General features: G+C 68.3%; 18 protein-coding genes. 2 read left to right on the top strand and 16 right to left on the bottom strand.

Annotated features, from left to right (window positions below; all coding sequences use genetic code 11):
* Window positions 1-11: 11 nt before the first annotated feature.
* The 16 genes from NOV65_RS14060 to NOV65_RS13985 all read right to left on the bottom strand — a co-directional run bounded on the left by NOV65_RS14060 (window position 12) and on the right by NOV65_RS13985 (window position 14202).
* Window positions 12-1871: an aspartate ammonia-lyase gene (locus NOV65_RS14060; protein WP_257307154.1), complete on the bottom strand. Its 1860-nt coding sequence runs from the start codon at window positions 1869-1871 to the stop codon at window positions 12-14.
* Between the two features lie 61 nt (window positions 1872-1932).
* Complete coding sequence (locus tag NOV65_RS14055; RefSeq protein ID WP_257307152.1) at window positions 1933-3162, bottom strand: beta-ketoacyl-ACP synthase; 1230 nt, start codon at window positions 3160-3162, stop codon at window positions 1933-1935.
* Window positions 3162-3908, bottom strand: a complete 747-nt coding sequence (gene fabG, locus NOV65_RS14050) for a 3-oxoacyl-ACP reductase FabG (RefSeq protein WP_257307151.1) — start codon at window positions 3906-3908, stop codon at window positions 3162-3164. The genes NOV65_RS14055 and fabG overlap by 1 nt, the downstream gene beginning before the upstream one ends.
* A complete protein-coding gene (locus NOV65_RS14045) occupies window positions 3905-4333 on the bottom strand; it encodes a hotdog family protein (protein ID WP_257307149.1) in 429 nt (142 codons plus the stop codon). Before NOV65_RS14045 ends, fabG begins: the two co-directional genes overlap by 4 nt.
* The gene (locus tag NOV65_RS14040) at window positions 4330-5526 is read right to left on the bottom strand and encodes a beta-ketoacyl-ACP synthase (RefSeq protein WP_257307147.1); all 1197 of its coding nucleotides are present in this window, start codon (window positions 5524-5526) and stop codon (window positions 4330-4332) included. The genes NOV65_RS14045 and NOV65_RS14040 overlap by 4 nt, the downstream gene beginning before the upstream one ends.
* On the bottom strand, window positions 5523-5939 hold the full coding sequence (locus tag NOV65_RS14035) for an acyl-CoA thioesterase (protein WP_257307145.1): 417 nt from the start codon (window positions 5937-5939) through the stop codon (window positions 5523-5525). The genes NOV65_RS14040 and NOV65_RS14035 overlap by 4 nt, the downstream gene beginning before the upstream one ends.
* A 9-nt stretch (window positions 5940-5948) precedes the next feature.
* The gene (locus tag NOV65_RS14030) at window positions 5949-7658 is read right to left on the bottom strand and encodes a glycosyltransferase family 2 protein (RefSeq protein WP_257307144.1); all 1710 of its coding nucleotides are present in this window, start codon (window positions 7656-7658) and stop codon (window positions 5949-5951) included.
* On the bottom strand, window positions 7655-8002 hold the full coding sequence (locus NOV65_RS14025) for an ApeI family dehydratase (protein WP_257307142.1): 348 nt from the start codon (window positions 8000-8002) through the stop codon (window positions 7655-7657). Before NOV65_RS14025 ends, NOV65_RS14030 begins: the two co-directional genes overlap by 4 nt.
* Window positions 7999-8241, bottom strand: coding sequence for an acyl carrier protein (locus NOV65_RS14020; RefSeq protein WP_425250863.1), 243 nt, complete (start codon window positions 8239-8241; stop codon window positions 7999-8001). The genes NOV65_RS14025 and NOV65_RS14020 overlap by 4 nt, the downstream gene beginning before the upstream one ends.
* A 23-nt stretch (window positions 8242-8264) precedes the next feature.
* On the bottom strand, window positions 8265-8537 hold the full coding sequence (locus NOV65_RS14015) for a phosphopantetheine-binding protein (RefSeq protein WP_257307139.1): 273 nt from the start codon (window positions 8535-8537) through the stop codon (window positions 8265-8267).
* Window positions 8485-9291, bottom strand: coding sequence for a lysophospholipid acyltransferase family protein (locus NOV65_RS14010; protein WP_257307137.1), 807 nt, complete (start codon window positions 9289-9291; stop codon window positions 8485-8487). The genes NOV65_RS14015 and NOV65_RS14010 overlap by 53 nt, the downstream gene beginning before the upstream one ends.
* A gap of 4 nt (window positions 9292-9295) precedes the next feature.
* Entirely contained in the window at window positions 9296-9988 is a 693-nt protein-coding gene (locus tag NOV65_RS14005; RefSeq protein ID WP_257307136.1) for a beta-ketoacyl synthase chain length factor, read from the bottom strand.
* Window positions 9989-10027: 39 nt separating this feature from the next.
* Window positions 10028-10654 (bottom strand): hypothetical protein, encoded by a 627-nt coding sequence (locus tag NOV65_RS14000; RefSeq protein ID WP_257307135.1) that lies wholly within the window; start codon window positions 10652-10654, stop codon window positions 10028-10030.
* 160 nt (window positions 10655-10814) lie between these two features.
* A complete protein-coding gene (locus tag NOV65_RS13995; RefSeq protein WP_257307134.1) occupies window positions 10815-11315 on the bottom strand; it encodes a histidine triad nucleotide-binding protein in 501 nt (166 codons plus the stop codon).
* On the bottom strand, window positions 11312-11959 hold the full coding sequence (gene fsa, locus NOV65_RS13990; protein WP_257307133.1) for a fructose-6-phosphate aldolase: 648 nt from the start codon (window positions 11957-11959) through the stop codon (window positions 11312-11314). The genes NOV65_RS13995 and fsa overlap by 4 nt, the downstream gene beginning before the upstream one ends.
* 242 nt (window positions 11960-12201) lie before the next feature.
* Complete coding sequence (locus NOV65_RS13985) at window positions 12202-14202, bottom strand: fibronectin type III domain-containing protein (RefSeq protein ID WP_257307132.1); 2001 nt, start codon at window positions 14200-14202, stop codon at window positions 12202-12204.
* 136 nt (window positions 14203-14338) lie between these two features.
* Between NOV65_RS13985 and thyX the strand changes: the two genes are divergently transcribed.
* Both thyX and NOV65_RS13975 read left to right on the top strand, forming a co-directional pair.
* Window positions 14339-15019 carry an FAD-dependent thymidylate synthase gene (gene thyX / locus NOV65_RS13980; protein WP_257307131.1) on the top strand — a complete coding sequence of 227 codons (681 nt, stop codon included), beginning with the start codon at window positions 14339-14341 and terminating at the stop codon, window positions 15017-15019.
* Window positions 15016-16230 (top strand): aminotransferase class V-fold PLP-dependent enzyme, encoded by a 1215-nt coding sequence (locus tag NOV65_RS13975; RefSeq protein ID WP_257307130.1) that lies wholly within the window; start codon window positions 15016-15018, stop codon window positions 16228-16230. Before thyX ends, NOV65_RS13975 begins: the two co-directional genes overlap by 4 nt.
* Window positions 16231-16262: the final 32 nt, after the last annotated feature.

The raw sequence follows: 16262 nt of genomic DNA, 5'->3' as shown, positions 1-16262 counted from the left end.
ATAGTTCGCCCCTATCGAATGGGCCTGGGCTGGGTCATGGCCTCCAGGCTGAAGGCCTCGTCCAGCTCCGCGGGGGTCAGGAAGCCCTTGCGGAGGATGATCTCTCGGACCGGCCGGCCGGTCTCCAGGGCCTCCTTGGCCACCTCGGTGGCCCGTTTGTAGCCGATGGCGGGCATGACGGCGGTGACGATGCCGATGCTGTGCTCCACCTGGTCGAGGCAGCGCTCCCGGTTGGCGGTGATGCCCACGATGCATTTGGTGGTGAGGACATTCACCGCGGCGGTGAGGTTGCGCATGCTGGTGGCCAGGCTGTAGGCCAGGATGGGCTCCATCACGTTGAGCTGCAGCTGGCCCGCCTCGGCGGCCAGGGTGATGGTGAGGTCGTTGCCGATGACCTGGAAGGCCACCTGGTTCACCACCTCGGGGATCACGGGGTTCACCTTGCCGGGCATGATGCTGCTGCCGGGCTGCATGGGGGGCAGGTTGAGCTCGCCGAAGCCGCAGCGGGGGCCGCTGCTGAGCAGGCGCAGGTCATTGCAGAGTTTGCTGAGCTTCACGGCGGCCCGCTTGACCACGCCCGAGAACATGACGAAGGCGCCGGTATCCGGCGTCGCCTCCACGAGATTCTCGGCGAGGACGATGTCCAGACCCGTGACCTTGCGCAGCTCCTCGACCACGAGCTGGGGATAGCGGGGGTCGGCGCAAATGCCCGTGCCGATGGCCGTGCCGCCCATGTTCACTTCGAGGAAGAACCGGGCGGTCTCCTGCAGGCGCTGGATGTCCTCGCCCGTGGTGATGGCGTACGCCTCGAACTCCTGGCCGAGCGTCATGGGCACGGCATCCTGCAGCTGGGTGCGACCCATCTTGATGACGTCGGAGAACTCGCGACCCTTGGCGTGCAGAGCCGCCTTCAGGCGCTCCATGGCGTCCAGCAGGTTCCTCAGCATGAAGATGGTGCTGAGGCGCAGGGCCGTGGGGTACACGTCGTTGGTGCTCTGCCCCAGGTTCACGTGGTCGTTGGGGTGGCAGTGGGCGTAGTCGCCCCGCTTGTGGCCCAGCAGTTCCAGGGCCCGGTTGGCGATCACCTCGTTGGCGTTCATGTTGGTGGAGGTGCCCGCGCCGCCCTGCACCATGTCCGTGGGGAAGTGGCCGTGCCAGTGGCCGTCGATGATCTCCTGGGAGGCCCGGTCGATGGCGTCCGCGATGGCCGGATCCAGCAGGCCCAGGCGGGCATTGGCGCGGGCCGCGCCCTGCTTGACCATGGCCAGGGCGCGGATCATGGCGGGGAAATGGCTAGTGGGCGTGCCCGTGATGGGGAAGTTGTGGACGGCCCGGAGGGTCTGCACGCCGAAGAGGGCGTCCTCGGGCACGTCCAGGGGGCCGAGGAGGTCCGATTCCCGGCGGGTCCGTCCGCTGGCGTAGGCCTGCTCCCGCCCGGTCCGGGGCGTGGCCGAGTAGAGGATGCGCTGATGGAGGACGTTGGCCACCTTGCTGAGCACGGCGATGGCTGCGGCGCCATCCTGGCTGAGGTTCTGGAGGATCGCCTCGCGGTCCAGATCCAGAAGCACGGCCGAGGTGAGGGTGGTGGCCGTGGCGGAGTGGGTGCTGGGTGCCAGGAAGGACTGCTCCCCCGCCACGTCGCCGGGGCCGAGGATGACCACGGGTTCGGCCCCGTCGCCATTGTCGCGGGTGATCTCCACGCGACCTTCGGCGATGACCGTGGCGCCGTTGCGGCGTTCGCCCTGGGTGAAGAGGCGGGTCCCGGCGGGAGCTTCGCGCCGGCGGGTGGCCTTGGCGATCAGGCCGAGATCCGTGTCGGACAGCCCGGAGAAGATTTCACAGCGGCGAAGGACAGACGTGATGGCATCCATGCAAGACCTCCGGCCCGATCCGAGCCATCGGTCATGGTACCGGGGCCACTTTACGATTCGGTCACGAATCCCCGCACTGGAAGACGAGGGAGGTGTTGATCCCGCCAAAGGCGAAATTATTGGAGATGAAGCAGACCGCTTCCATCTCGCGATGGGCGAACTGGAGGTAGTCGAGGTCGGCGCAGCGGGGATCGGGTTCGACCAGATTCAGGGTGGGGGCGATGCGCCCGGCCCGGGACATCTGGATGCCCATCCAGGCTTCCAGAGACCCGCAGGCGCCCAGGGGGTGCCCCATGTAGCTCTTGAAGGAGGTGATGGGGATCCGCCTCTGGAAGGCGTCCCGGGTGGCGTGGCTTTCGGCGATATCCCCGTACTCCGTGGCGGTGCCATGGGCGTTGACCCAGTCGATGGCGTCGGGATGGAGGCCCGCATCGGCCAAGGCCAGGCGGATGGTCTCGGCCATGGTCGATCGCTGGGGCTGGGTGATGTGCGCGCCATCCGAGTTGGTTCCGAACCCCCGGATCTCGGCGTAGATCGTGGCTCCGCGAGCCAAGGCGTGCTCCCGGTCCTCGAGGATCAGGGTGCATCCACCCTCCCCCACCACCAGGCCGTCCCGGTCCCGGTCGAAGGGGCGGGGTGACTGGTCGGGAGCCTCATTGCGCTGGCTGGTGGCATACAGGGTGTCGAAGACGGCGGCAGTGAAGATCGACAGCTCATCAGATCCACCGGAGATCATGATGGTCTGACGGCCCTCCCGGATGCATTCGTAGGCGTAGCCGATGGCTTGGCTGCTGCTGGTGCAGGCAGTGCTGGTGGGAATGACGCGACCCGTGAGGCCGAAGTACACCCCGATGTTGACGGCGGCCGTGTGGCTCATGGCCTGGATGTAGCCCGTGGCGCTGAGCCCGCCGATCCGCCCCGAAGCCAGGCTGCGGCCAAGGGACACGATGGGGTCGACGCTGCCAAAGGAGGAGCCGTAAGCCACCCCGACGCGCCCGCCCTGCAGGACCGCGTCACCCAGGAGGCCGGCGTCCTGCAGCGCCAGCTCGGTGGCCCGGACGCCCAGGAGAGCCACGCGGCCCATGGAGCGCACCATCTTCCGTGGGTAGTGGCTTGGCACCTCGAAGCCTTCGATGGGCACGCCGAGGCGCGTCTGGATCTCGGGGTACTGGTCCCACTCCGACATGACCTTCACGCCGCTCCGCCCGGCGGAGACCGCGCGGTCGATGGCCTCCCAGGTCTCGCCGAAGGGGGTGACGCCCCCCATGCCGGTCACCACCACACGCCGCATCAGACCATGCCCCCGTTCACCCCGATGACCTGGCGGGTGATGTAGCCCGCCGCGTCCGAACAGAGGAAGCCCGTGAGGGTGGCCACGTCCTCGGGCTGGCCGACCCGGCCCATGGGAATGGCCTTCAGGGCATGCTCGAACACCAGCTCGTCCACCAGCTCCGATTCGATGAGCCCGGGGGCGATACAGTTCACGGTGATGCCGCGACTGGCGACCTCGACCGCCAGCGCCTTGGCGGCACCGATGAGCCCAGCCTTGGCGGCACTGTAGTTCACCTGCCCGCGGTTGCCGACCACGCCGGAGACGCTGGAGATGCAGACAATGCGGCCGCCCTTGCGGGTCTTGATCATGGGGATGAGGAGCGGCTGGACGACATTGAAGAAGCCGTCGAGCCCCACGCCCAGGACCTGGTCCCAGTCCTCGCCGCTGAGGGCCGGGAAGGCGCCGTCCCGGGTGATTCCCGCGTTGCAGACGATGCAGTGGTAGGGGCCGTCGGCGGCGGTCTTCGCTTCGAGGACGCGCCCTGCTTCCGCCCGGTCAGCCACATCAAAGGCGATCCAGTCCGCCCGGCCTCCCTCGGCCTGGATGGCTTCGACCACGGCCCGGGCCTCGTCCGCGCGGCTGCGGCAATGCACGGTCACGCGGTAGCCGTCCCGCGCCAGCTGACGGGCGATGGCCCGGCCGATGCGGCCGCTGCCACCCGTGACGAGTGCGTTTCTGAGGGGCTGGGAGGAGGGTTCGTTCATGGGACTTCGATGGCTTTTAACGTAGCACGGGCGAGGGTCTCAGCCCCGTTCCCCACCCGGCAGGCGAAGGCGCTGGGGCCCGCCTCATCGAGGAAGATGAGCTTGGCCTCGACCTCGAATTCGGAGCCGACGGGGAAGACCGGCACCGTCGTTTCGAAGCGGCGGGAACCCAGCAGGAACCCGATCCGGGGCGCGCCCCCTGCCTGGAGATGGCGGTTCCCGCTGAAGGCCGACGCGGCTTGGGCCATCCATTCGAGGGCGAGCCAGGCAGGGGCGCAGCCTCGCTCGTCCAAGTACCAGGCCCCCGGTTCCACGCGGACGCGGGCGAGGCAGTGCTCGTCGGAGATTTCGAGGATGCGACGCAGAAGCAGTGAGGGCCCCCGATGCGGTAGCAGCGCCTCCGGAGAGAGGGGCTCCGGGTTCATCGGGCGGGCCCCAGGATCAGGCTGAGGTTGTTGCCGCCAAAGGCGAAGGCATTGGACATGCAGACCCGGGTCCCCGGGAAGGTGGCGCCATCAGCGGCGAGCCGGAGGGCGGGAAGGTCGGGATCGGCCTCGCCATCCCAGCGATGGGGCGGCAGGAGGCCCTCGGGGTTCCAGTCCGGCTGCGCCAGGAGCCAGCAGAACGCCAGTTCCGTGGCCGCGGCGGCGCCGAGGAGGTGACCGGTGAGCGGCTTGGTGCCGCTGCAGGCCATGCCATCAGGGAAGATGGCCGCGGTGGCGCGGCTTTCCATTTCGTCATTCTTCGGTGTGGCCGTGGCATGCAGGTTGAGGTAGCCCACCTCCAGACCCGGACCCGCCTCGGCCAGAGCCGCGCGCATGGCCGCCTCTGCGCCTGCGCCGGAGGGATCCGGCGAGGAGATGTGGTGGGCGTCGCTGGAGGCGCCGGCCCCCAGCAGGGCCACCGCCGCCGGTTCCTTCCGGAGGATGAAGAAGGCCGCCCCTTCACCCACGTTGATGCCAACACGGTTCCGGCTCATGGGATTGCACAAGGCCGGGGAGACGGATTCCAGGGAGGCGAACCCGTTGAGGGTCAGCCGGCAGAGGGAGTCCGCGCCGCCCGTGACCACGGCATCGCAGAGGTCGAGGCGGAGCAGGTTCCGGGCGGTGACCAGGGCCTTTCCGCCGGAGGTGCAGGCCGTGGAGACGGTGAGGGCGGGGCCCTGGAGCCCCAGATACTCCGCCAGGAAAGGGGCCAGGCGACCGATCTCCTGCTGACGGTAGTGGAAGTCGTCGGGGAGGGCGTGGTGCTGCCGATGATGGGCGATGGCCCGTTCGGCGGCTTCGATGCCCGAGGTGCTGGTGCCGAGCACCACCCCGACGCGATGGGCACCGTGGCGGCGGATCTCCCGGTCGACCTCTTCGCGGATCTCCTCCAGGGCCAGCAGGGCCAGGCGGGTGTTTCGCGAATCATCCGCGGCGAAGCGGCTGGGCAGCGGTTCCAGGGGAGCCCGGACCCGGCCCACCCGGGCCATCCGGCCCGGCAGCCAGCCCGCCTCCTCGACCATTCCCGAGGTGTCTCCGCGCAGCAGGCCGGCGGCCACGTCGCGCTTCCCCCGGCCCAGCGCGTTCACGAGACCCAGGGCGGAGAGGTAGCAGGGCGCGGCGGTCGATATCATCCGAGCGCCCGCTCGATGGCGGCAATCATGCCGGGAGGGGTGCCCGGGCAAAGCTCTCCGGTGGTGGAATCGATGGGCAGCTGGCGGGTGCGGCCCCGCGTGAGGCGCTCGCCGGTGGCCTCGTCGCGCACGGTGTAGGCGATGCCGATGCGGAACTCGTACTCCTCGAGGCGGGCCTCCACCAGGATCCGCTGACCGTAGCGGAGGGGGCGGATGTACTTCACCTCGCAGGTGACCACGGGCCAGGCGCACCCGGTGGCCAGCATGTCCGCCACATCCAGGCCGGCGCGGCGCATGAGGGCGGTGCGCGCGATCTCGAAGTATTTCAGGTAGTGCCCATGCCAGACGATCCCCATGGAATCCACATCGTGGAAGGGGATTTCCAGGGGCACGGAGGTCTGCAGGAAGGTCATGGTCGAGGATCAGGCGGGCGGTGCGGTCGGCGGGGGTGGAAGGGGCCTCGCCTCTCCCCAGAAGTCATAGAAATTAAACCACTGGAACGGCGTCTCCCGGCAGCGGGCCTCGACGGCCTGGGCATAGCGCTCCAGCCAGGTCCGGAGCGCGGCCTCCCTGCCCTTGCGGGGCAGGTCCACGCGCTCGGCGAAGGGCTCCATGTGGATGCGGTACCGTGTGCCCTCCTTGACGCAGAAGAAGAGGTAGACGGGGCACTGGAGCAGGTGCGCCAGGAAGAGGGGGCCGATGGGGAAGGGGGCCTCGCGGCCCAGGAAGGGGATGTCCAGGGTGCGCCCGTTCTCGGAGGCCGGGGGGCGATCCCCGACGATGAAGAGGCTCTCTCCGCGGGCGATGCGTTCCTCCAGCAGCATCGCGGTCTCGGGCCCGGCCTCCGCCACGTGGATGAGGTTCGCCGTGTAGCGGGGATTAATCCGGCCCAACAGTTCCTGGAAGCGGATGACGTGCTCGGAGTAGATCACGGCGTTCAGGCCGGGGACGCCGCGGGCGGCGCCGAGCCCCCGCAGCATGTCGAGGTTGCCCAGATGGGCGCTGAGGAAGAGGGCGCCGCGGCCGGAGTGGATGAGCGCCTGGAAGGCCTGTTCTTCAGGGAAGACCAGCTCGGCATCGCTGGCGTCCATCCAGGCCAGGAAGCGGTCCACGTAGGACAGGGCGAAGGTCCGGATGTGCCGGTACTGGGCGTGAAGGCCGGGCTTCGCGGGCAGGCCCGGGAGCGGCCCCGCATGCCGGAAGAGGCGGTCGAGGTACTGACCCGAGGCCCGGCGCGCGGCACGGCCCGTCAGGAAGAAGTAGACGGCCAGGAGCTCGGTGAGCCAGCGGAGGCCGCGGGCGCCGGTCAAGCGGAAGACCAGGTGGGCGGCCCGCAGGCCGAGGGCGGTGCCCCGTTCCTGGATCCTGGTCCACTGGTGGTCCTGGGGGGTGCCTCGGCGCAAGCGCCGTGCGACCAGGGTTGGCAGGCGGCGGAGCATGCCCAGCACCAGCCGAGTGTGCATCCGGGTCAGCCGCAGGTTGTCGCGAAGCAGGTGGAAGTGGGAGACGCCGTCTTCCGGGTAGACCACCCGGACCGGGGCGTTCACCACCGGCACGCCCTCCCAGTGGAGGCGCACGATGGCGGCCGTATCGAAGTCCATGCGGGCGGGCAGCGCGGTGCGCGAAAGGAGCCGGCCCATGGCTTCGAGGGGGTAGAGGCGGAAGCCGCAGAGGGAGTCCCCGATGTCGAAGGAGAGGGTCTCCAGCCAGACCCAGGCGTGGGTGAACCACCGCCCGTACTTCCGCGCCGCGGGCACGGAGCCGTCGTAGACGGGAACCCCCGCGATGACAGCCTCGGGGCGCGCCTCGCCCAGGGTCAGGAAGGCGGCGATGGCGCCCACGTCGTGCTGGCCGTCCGCATCCACCTGGAGGGCATGCGTGAAGCCTTCCGCCTGGGCTCTGCGGAAGGCTTCCACCACGGCGGCACCCTTGCCCCGGTTCCCGGCCCACCGGGACAGATGGAGGCCTGGATGGGCCGTGGCGGCGTCCTCGAGCTGGCGTCGGGTAGCCTCATCGCTTCCGTCGTCGTGGACGAAGAGCGGGTGCCCGCAGGCCAGGAGGGCATCGAGGGTCCGGCCCAGGGCAGGGCCCGGGTTGTACACCGGGACCACGAGGCAGGGGCGGAAGCTCATGGGGCCGCGGTGAAGACGAGGGTTCCCCGGGATTTTTGTCCGTGGGTTCCGTGGTACCTGAATCGCAGCAGCCCAGTCGTCGGAACCCAGTCCAGATGCAGTTCCAGGGGCTCGTCCGGAAGGATGGGGGCCTGGAACTTCAGGTGCTCCAAGCCCTGGAAGGTGCCCAGGGGGCCGAAGGCCTCCTGCCCGAGGCGGGCGGCCCAATCGACCTGGATGAGGCCGGACAGGACGGGCTGGCCAGGGAAGTGGCCGGAGAAGGCCGGGTGCCCGGGTTCCACAAGCAGCGAGTATCCCCCGGGGGTGGAAGGCAGCGCCTTCAGCGCCTGGGGGAAGGGGATCACGACAGCATCTTGTGGATCGCCGCCACCACGTCCCCCACGGTCCGCACATCCTTGAAGTCCTGGGCGCTCACGCGGCGACCCGTGAACTCCTGGAGCTGGATGGCGAGCTCGACGGCGTCGATGCTGTCCAGGTCGAGGTCCTTGAACAAGTGCGAATCGAGGTGGATGGCTTCGGGATCGAGTTCGAAAGAGTCCGAAAGGACTTCGCGCAGCTTGACGAGGATGTCCTGCTCGGTCATCACCATGGGGGGTACTCCGGAGTTCAGATGGTCACCTGGCGGTGGCTCGAGACGAATGCCGCGAGGCTGGCGGCCGTGCGGAAATGGTGGGCGAAGGTGGAGGTCTCCTCGCTTTCGAGGTTGAGCCGGTAGGCCTTCTTCAAGGCCAGGCCCAGTTCGAAGGCGTCGATGGAGTCGAGGCCGAGGCCATCCTTGAACAGGAGCTGCTCGTCGCCGATTTCCTCGGGCCGGATGTCTTCGAGGTCAAGGGTCCGGACGATGAACTGCTTGATCTCGATCGGCGTGATGTCCTGCATGGGATGTTTCCTGGTTGAACCGGCCTTCGAGCCAGCGGGTCAGCTTCCGGGCTGCCAGGGGGGCGGGTAGACCCTCAAGGTCCGACCAGGGTAGGTCCAGCGGCTCGGCGGCTCGAATGCAATAATCGCATGATTCCCGGGGGATCTCGAACCAGCGGTGACCCTTGACCAGCAAGGGCGGGCTGCAAGTGATGAAGAGGGGAAGTATGGGGGTGCCGCGCCGCAGAGCCAGGTGGGCCGCCCCCCGATGGAAGACATGCGGCTGACCCGGATCGGTCCGGGTGCCTTCGGGGAAGAGCAGCAGGGCCTCGCCCCGCTCCAACGCCCGGGTGCCCAGGTCGATGGCGGATTCCGGCCCCAGAGCGGGGATGTACCCCGCGGCCCGCACCACTCCGCCGAAGAGCGGGTTGGTCCAGATGCCGACCTTCACCACACAGGTCAGCTGCTCGAGGAGGGAAAGCAGCAGGACGACGTCGAGGTAACCGGGGTGCGTAGCCAGGATCAGGGTGCCGTCCAGGGCCTGGCGCTCCGGCAGACCCTCGGTCCGGAGCTGGAACAGCCCCGCCGTGGAGAGGAACCAGACCATCGCCTTGAAGAACCGGTGGATGACCCAGCGCGTGCGTCTCTGCAGGGCGGAAGGTCCGCCGGGGCACAGCCGCAGCAGAGGGAGCCCCAGCAGCGAGAAGAGGATCCCGCCGACCCCCAGGGCCGTGAACCCCACGGCGCTGGCGGGGATCTTGATGAACCGGCGCATGGTGCTACTCCACGCGCCAGGCCCAGGCGCCATCCGCCGTGGCCCAGGGCCCCCCGGGTGCCTCGAAGTCGAGGGCGCTGGGACCCTCTCGTGGTCCCGGCGGGCGGGCTTCGGGCGACCAGGTCAGGATCAGGTGGTGGACCGCGGGGAGGCCGATCAGCAGGGCCAGAGCGTGGAGGGGGAGGGGATTCTCGTCGAAGGTGGCGAGCAGGGGGGGCAGCGGGGCATCCCCGTGGACGAGAAGCACGGGCGTTCCCGGCTTCGCGACATGGATGGCGTGGGCTTCGACCAGCCCACAGCCGAAGGTCTCGGGGCCGGCGGCCAGCGAGAGGGAGGGGCTCGGGTCCCGGCGCGCGATGGACCAGATGCCGGCCGTGGCGTTGTGGACATTCATGGAGAACTGCGTGGGCGAGGGGGGAAGGCCCTCGGCCAGATCCTCCAGCACGGGCAGAGTGCGGACCGCCTCGCCGTGCCGGGAGGTGAACACCGAGGGCATCGGCCCCAGGTCGCCCGTGACCCGGTGCGCGCAATGCAGCATGGCCCGACCCAGGGGACTGAGACGCCGCCGGATCAGGGGGTCGAGGAAGGCCACGTCCGGGGGCCCCGCGGCCCGGTCCAGGAATGGAGAGGAGGTGCCCGGCCCCTCCTGAGACCAGACCGAAGCCCTAAGGAGGGGGATCTTGAAGGTGTGGGGCATCGGTGGTCCCCGGGGGCCGGGCGGCGGGAATGGGTTTGCTTAGGGAATGGCCACGACCATGGCCTTGCCGGCCAGGACGCTCATGAAGACCTCGTCCGACAGGAGGCGGGTGAGGACATCCATCACGGTGTCACTGAGCACTTCGTGGTAGTTCTCCAGCTTGTAGGAGCGGCCGAACCGAGTGGCCTTGCCCGACACCATGCCCCGCCAGACCACCTTCTCTCCGGCCTTCACCTGGACGATGAGCCTCAGCTCACCCTGGTAGGTGCCGGTCTCGATGACGGAAAACCGGACCAGTTCACAGCTGACGACAGGGCTGCCCGCGGTGGGCTTGTCCACGACCGGGAGGCCGACGCCTTGCATCTGCTCGAGCATCTGCTTGGCCAGGTAGGCCGGGACATCATCCGAGGTGCTCACGTAGCGCACCTGGGCCTTCTCCTGGTTCTCGCCGATCACGGCCTTGTCCTTGCGGGTGTCCGTGATGGGCAGGAAGACGATCTTCTTGCCCGTGAAGGGCGTGAGGTTGAGGGTTCCCGTGGAATCCAGGAGCTTCGACGTCGGCTTCCACACCAGGGGCGTGGTCAGGGTGGGGCCGTCGGCGGCCAGGAGCCCGGGCATCAGGCCGGCGCAGAGGAGGAGGGAACGGAGGGGAGTGCGGAGACGCATGGAGGCTCCTGGGTGAAGGGCGAGGCTCCGGACCAGGGGACGAACAAGCTGGTGACTCGCACCTGGGTCCGGACCCAAGGGTCAGGAAAGGACAGATGGAGGAACAATACCCCGTGACACAAGGGCTTGGCTACAGGTTGGGCGAACTTTCCGGGCGGGCTCAGCGGCCGACCGGATCCTTCGTGATGGCGTCTTCCCGGAGCCGCTCCCCGCCCACCACATGGAAGTGGAGGTGGAAGACGCTCTGGCTGGCGTTGGTGCCCGAATTCGAGATGAGCCGGAAGCCGTCCTCGAGGATGCCCTGGTCCTTGGCCACCTTCACGCAGGCGCTGAGCAGGGCCGCCCGGGTTTCCACGGACAGATCATCCAGTTCCTTGAGGCTGGCCACGTGCTGCTTGGGGATCACAAGCAGGTGGACCTTCGCCCGGGGCCGGATGTCCCAGAAGGCCAGCACGTACTGGTTCTCGTACACCTTCCGCGATGGGGCCGTGCCCGCTACGATGCGGCAGAAGACGCAGTCGGGGTGCGGGGCAGGAGTGGCCACCACGACCGGGGCGGCGACCGCCAGGGTGGCGGCAGGCACGGGGGGCGCCTGGGCCAGCAGTGCGGTGGCGCCCAGCGCCAGGAGGGCGGCGATGGCCAGCCGGTTGGGGCGGATCATCGCCCGCTCTTTTTCCAATCAGCGAGGAAGCCTTCCACGCCCTTGTCCGTGAGGGGGTGCTTCAGCATCTGATCGAAGACCTTGGTGGGGATGGTGGCCACGTGGGCGCCTGCCAGGGCCGCGTCGGTGACGTGGCGGGGCTGGCGGATGCTGGCGGCCAGGCACTGGGTGTCGAAGCCGTAGTTGTCGAAGATGGCCACGATCTCCCGGATGAGCTCCATGCCGTCCAGGTTGATGTCGTCCAGGCGGCCCACGAAGGGGGAGACGTAGGTGGCGCCGGCCTTGGCGGCCATGAGGGCCTGGGTCGCGCTGAAGCAGAGGGTCACGTTGGTGTGGATGCCCTCGGATGAGAGCGCCTTGCAGGCCTTGAGGCCCTCAGCGATCAGGGGCAACTTCACCACGACGTTCTTGTGGATCTTCGAAAGGCGGCGGCCCTCCTCGATCATGCCGGGGGCCTCCAGGCCGATGACCTCGGCGCTGATGGGGCCGTCCACGATGCCGCAGATCTCCGCGATGATCTGCTCGAAGGGCTTGCCCGTCTCCTTGGCGATGAGGCTGGGGTTGGTGGTCACCCCGTCCAGCACTCCCAAGGCGTTGATGCGCTTGATCTCGTCGATGTTGGCGGTGTCGATAAAAAACTGCATGGATGACTCCGGAAGAGGATGGCTGAATGCGAGACAGGCTGGTGAAGGAGCCAGTGGCTTACGGCTCTGAGCCCTGAGGGGCGAAGAAGAACTGTATCCGTGTCTCCGGGGAAAGAGCCCGCACCTCCTGGCTGGTGCAAGTCAACCGGCGGTTTCACGGGGCCGAGGGTTCATTCTCCCATGGCTGCGCAGAAAGCCGAAGGGCCCGGTTTCCCGGGCCCTTCGGGATCGAACCCTTCGGATCAGGGCTGTTCCTGGTAGAGGACGAAGGGGTAGGTGTTTGAACTGCTGCCCCAGCCTGCATGCACCAGGAGGTAGAGCTTGTTGGCCGCGCCGAACCCGAGAAGTGGCGTGCCATAGTTGTTGGGTCCGACCAAGGTGGAGGCCCAGATGCCATCTGTCCATACGCGCAGCATGGCGCCACCGTTGGTCTGGTAGTAGAGCCCGAAGCGGGTGCCGTCATTGCTGGCCGCAAGGGTCCCGTTGAAGGATGAATAGCCGGACGTGGTCAGGGCGATCTCTTCGGGCAGCCAGGTGCCGGCCTTTTTCCGGTACACCATCAGGTCGTAGCTCCCGTCGTAGGGTTGGTGGGCCCTGCTTGCAAGGACCATGATGGAGTCAGGCCCCGCGGCCACGCCGCCCAGGAAATCGTACCAGCCGACGCTGACCCCCGGGGCTTGAATGGATTCCGAACTCCAAGTGCCGGCGGCACGGGTGAGGTGGAAGAGTTCCTGCCAAGCCCCCACCAGGACATGCGGCTGGCCTGTGGGGTCCAGGACTAGCCGGTAGGTCCCAAGGCTGGATTGGGTGGTGAAGGTGACCGGGGCTTCGGGGACCCAGGTTCCGCCGTTGTCCTTGGTGGCGTATTCCAGGTCGGAGGCATTTCCGCCCGAGTTCAGCCAGAGGACATGCAGCCGGTCGCCCGCATCCAAGGCGAAGGTATAGCCGCCCATGGCGGAAGAAGAGTAGAGGGTCCGGCGGGCGATCTCCTCGGACTGCCAACCCGCCGCGCCCCTCCAGGCGTGCATGAGGGCGACTTCCGGGGCCCCCTGGACTACGGGACGCGTGTAGACCAAGTGGGGCCTGTCCTGACTGTCCAGCAGGAAGTAGGGAGAGGCCCACGACTGGGCGTTGCTGGGCACATAGTCGACCCAGCCCGTGCCCGAAGGCTCCCGGACCGCGACGTTGTAGGAGTACGAACCGGAAAGGAACCACGCGCCCTGGCTGCTGCGACGGATGATGTCCGCTTGGGGTAGGGTCAGGATCATGGGGGCGACCGACGCCCCGTTCTGCGGCGGGAGGGTGACGACCTGCACCGGATCTGAAAAGGCGGTGCTGGCCCCCGTCTTCCGGTTCTCCAGGCGGTAGGTGTAGTAGCCCGTGGCGAGCTGAGAGTCGGTGTAGGTCTGGGTTCCAACCGGAAGGAGCGCGACCTGCTGATAGGACGCATAGGAATCCAATCCCGTGGCCCGCATGACGGCGACATCCGTGGCCACCTTGCTGGGGTTCTGCCAGGAGAGCGTGACCCCCTCCACCAGGGGCGTGGCCGTGAGCTGGGTGGGGGCGACCATGAGAGTGGTCACCGGCGAGGATGTGGCCTGGGCCGAATCCTGGCCCTTGCTGTAGGTCACACGGTAGGAGCAGGAGGCGCCCTCCGGGGTGTTCCGGTCGAGCCATGAAGTGGTTCCGAAGGGCACGTTCAGGATGACCGTCCAGGTGGTGCTTCCGCCATTCCCGACCCCACGTTCGAGCTTGAGGGTGTCGGCCACCTTGCTGTTGTTGGTCCAGGAGACGCCGACCCCGGTTCCAGAGGCATAGGGATAGTTCATATAGGGCGGCAGGAGGCCGGTCCGGATGCTCGCCTCATTGCTGTAGGCGGAGGGCACCCCCTCCCGCATGACCCTGGCCCTGAAGGAGAGGGACGCTAGTTCGGTCAGGCTGGAGCCGGCGTTGTAGTAGGCCTCGACCCAGGTGTTCGGAATCAGCCCGTCGTGGATTTTGGCGTAGGTACCAGCATCCAGTCGGCATTCGAATTCGTACCCGTCGAAGGCTGTCGCAGGCCGGGTCCAGGTCAGGTGGAAGCTGGCCGGAGGTTGGTTGAGGGCCACGGCCAGGGACGTGGGAGCGTCCTGCACGGGGGCCGCTGGCGCGCTCGATCCACCTGACCCTCCGCCGCCGCAGTGGGCCAGCGCCAAGGTGGCGGCAAGAATGCCGGCTCTGAAGAACCAGGGGTGGCCTTTCATTGTTGACCTCGCGGGAAACATCGAAGCATAACGCCACCGGGGCCAACGTGGATGGAATTTAACCGCGCGTGGAAGTGGGACCGCCTGGGCCGTCGGCGAGGACGGCTACACTGTCCGGATTGCGGAGTGAAGCTGAATGGCCAGCCCAGAAATTCGAGTCCTCGACAAAGGTTTCGTCCGCCTCATCGACCACATGGGGTCGGACTTGTCCGTGGTGAACGCCGCGCGGGTGTCCTTCGGCAAGCGGAAGGAGGCCTTCGAGGAGGGCGATGCCAAGCTGATCGGCTACCTGGCGGAGCATGAGCACACCTCGCCCTTCCGGCACACGGCGCTGACGCTGCACGTGAAGGCGCCCATCTTCGTATTCCGCCAATGGATGAAGCACCGCATCGGCTCGGAGTTCAACGAGATCAGCGGCCGCTACGTGGAGTTCCCCGAGGACGAGTTCTTCGTGCCCGCGGCCTTCCGGAAGCAGGCCAAGGTCAATAAGCAGGGCAGCGAGGGGGAGATCGACGAGGCGAACCGCGCCCGGGCCATGGCGAGCTACCTGGAAAGCTGCCGGGGGGCCGTGGCCCACTACAAGGAGCTACTCTCGCTGGGCGTCTGCCGCGAGCAGGCCCGCTGCGTGCTGCCCGTGGGACTCTACTCCGAGGTCTACTGGACCGTGAGCCTCCAGGCCGTGGCCCACTTCATCCGCCTGCGGACGGACAGCCACGCCCAGTGGGAGATCCAGCAGTACGCCGCCGCCGTGCGATCCGTGGTGGAGCCGATCTATCCCGTGGGCCTCAAGGCCCTGCTGAGCTCCGGGAAGGGATGAGCGCGCCTCCCCTCAATCCCGCCCTGTTCCACCTCGATCGGGAGCATCTCTGGGTCATGCACTGCTCCGAGGGGCCGGTGCCCCGAGCCACCCTGCGCGTGGTGAGAGCCTTCATGCACAAGGAGCTGCGGCCCTGGGAAGTGCGCTGGCAGGAGGACTTCCAGGGGATCCCCGCGGCGGTCCGTGCGGAGGCCGCGGCCCTGCTGGGCGGCCGCCCCGAAGACATCAGCCTGAGTCCCAGCACCTCCACGGGACTCGTTACCGTGGCGCAGGGTTTTCCATGGCTACCGGGCGACGAGGTGCTGGCGCCCCTGGGGGAGTTCCCCTCCAACGCCTGGCCCTGGCTGGCCCTGAAGGCGCGAGGTGTGGCCTTCCGCGAGGTTCCTCTCTGGGAAGGGCACCAGTCCGGAGCGGACGCCTGGTCGAGCCGGCCGCCCAGGGCCGATGCGGACCCCGAGGCCCGGCTCATCGCGGCCCTCGGCCCCCGCACCCGCATCCTGGCACTCTCCTGGGTGCGGTTCCAGGATGGCCTGAAGCTGGACCTTCAGCGCCTCGGGAACGCCTGCCGTGAGCGTGGGGTCCACCTGGTGGTGGACGGCATCCAGGCGGCAGGCACGGTGCCCGTGGACCTTGCGGGCCTCTCCGCCTTCGCCTCCGGCGGCCACAAGGGCCTGCTGGCGCCCCAGGGCATGGGCTTCCTCTGGACGGACGAAGGGTTCAGGCAGGCCCTGGCGCCCTCCGGCACCTGGTTGTCGGTGGAGCAGGCCACGGACTTCTCGCGGCCGTCCACGGATTTCGCCCGGGCGTGGCTGCCGGACGGCCGGGCACTGGAGCCGGGCGGGCCGAACCTGCTGCAGGCCTCGGCCCTCCTGGAGTCCCTCCGCCTGATCAACGGGGCGGGGGTCCCGGCCATCGCCGCCCATGTCGCCACGCTGCAGGCCCGGCTCCTGGAGGCCCTGAAGCCCTCGGCCTGGGCCGGGGAATGCGACCGGCTGCAGGGTCTGCTGGAGGCGGGCCGGCTGGGCTCCTTCCTGGCCCTCCACCACGAGGGGGGCGGAGCCGGGCGCCTGGAGGCCGTGCTGAAGGCAGGCTTCCGCCAGGGCATCTTCGCCTCCGTGCGCGAGGGCTACCTGCGGGTGGCCTTCCATGGTTTCCACACGGAGGCGGATGTGGCGCGCATCGCGGACTGGCTCGGCGGAGCCGCCGGCTGACCCGGGCAGAAGCCGGTGGAGGCCGGGGTATC

Source organism: Geothrix campi (assembly GCF_024609265.1).
GTDB lineage: Bacteria > Acidobacteriota > Holophagae > Holophagales > Holophagaceae > Geothrix > Geothrix campi.
Note: the sequence above shows the minus strand (reverse complement) of the source record. Positions and strands in the feature narration are given on the sequence as shown.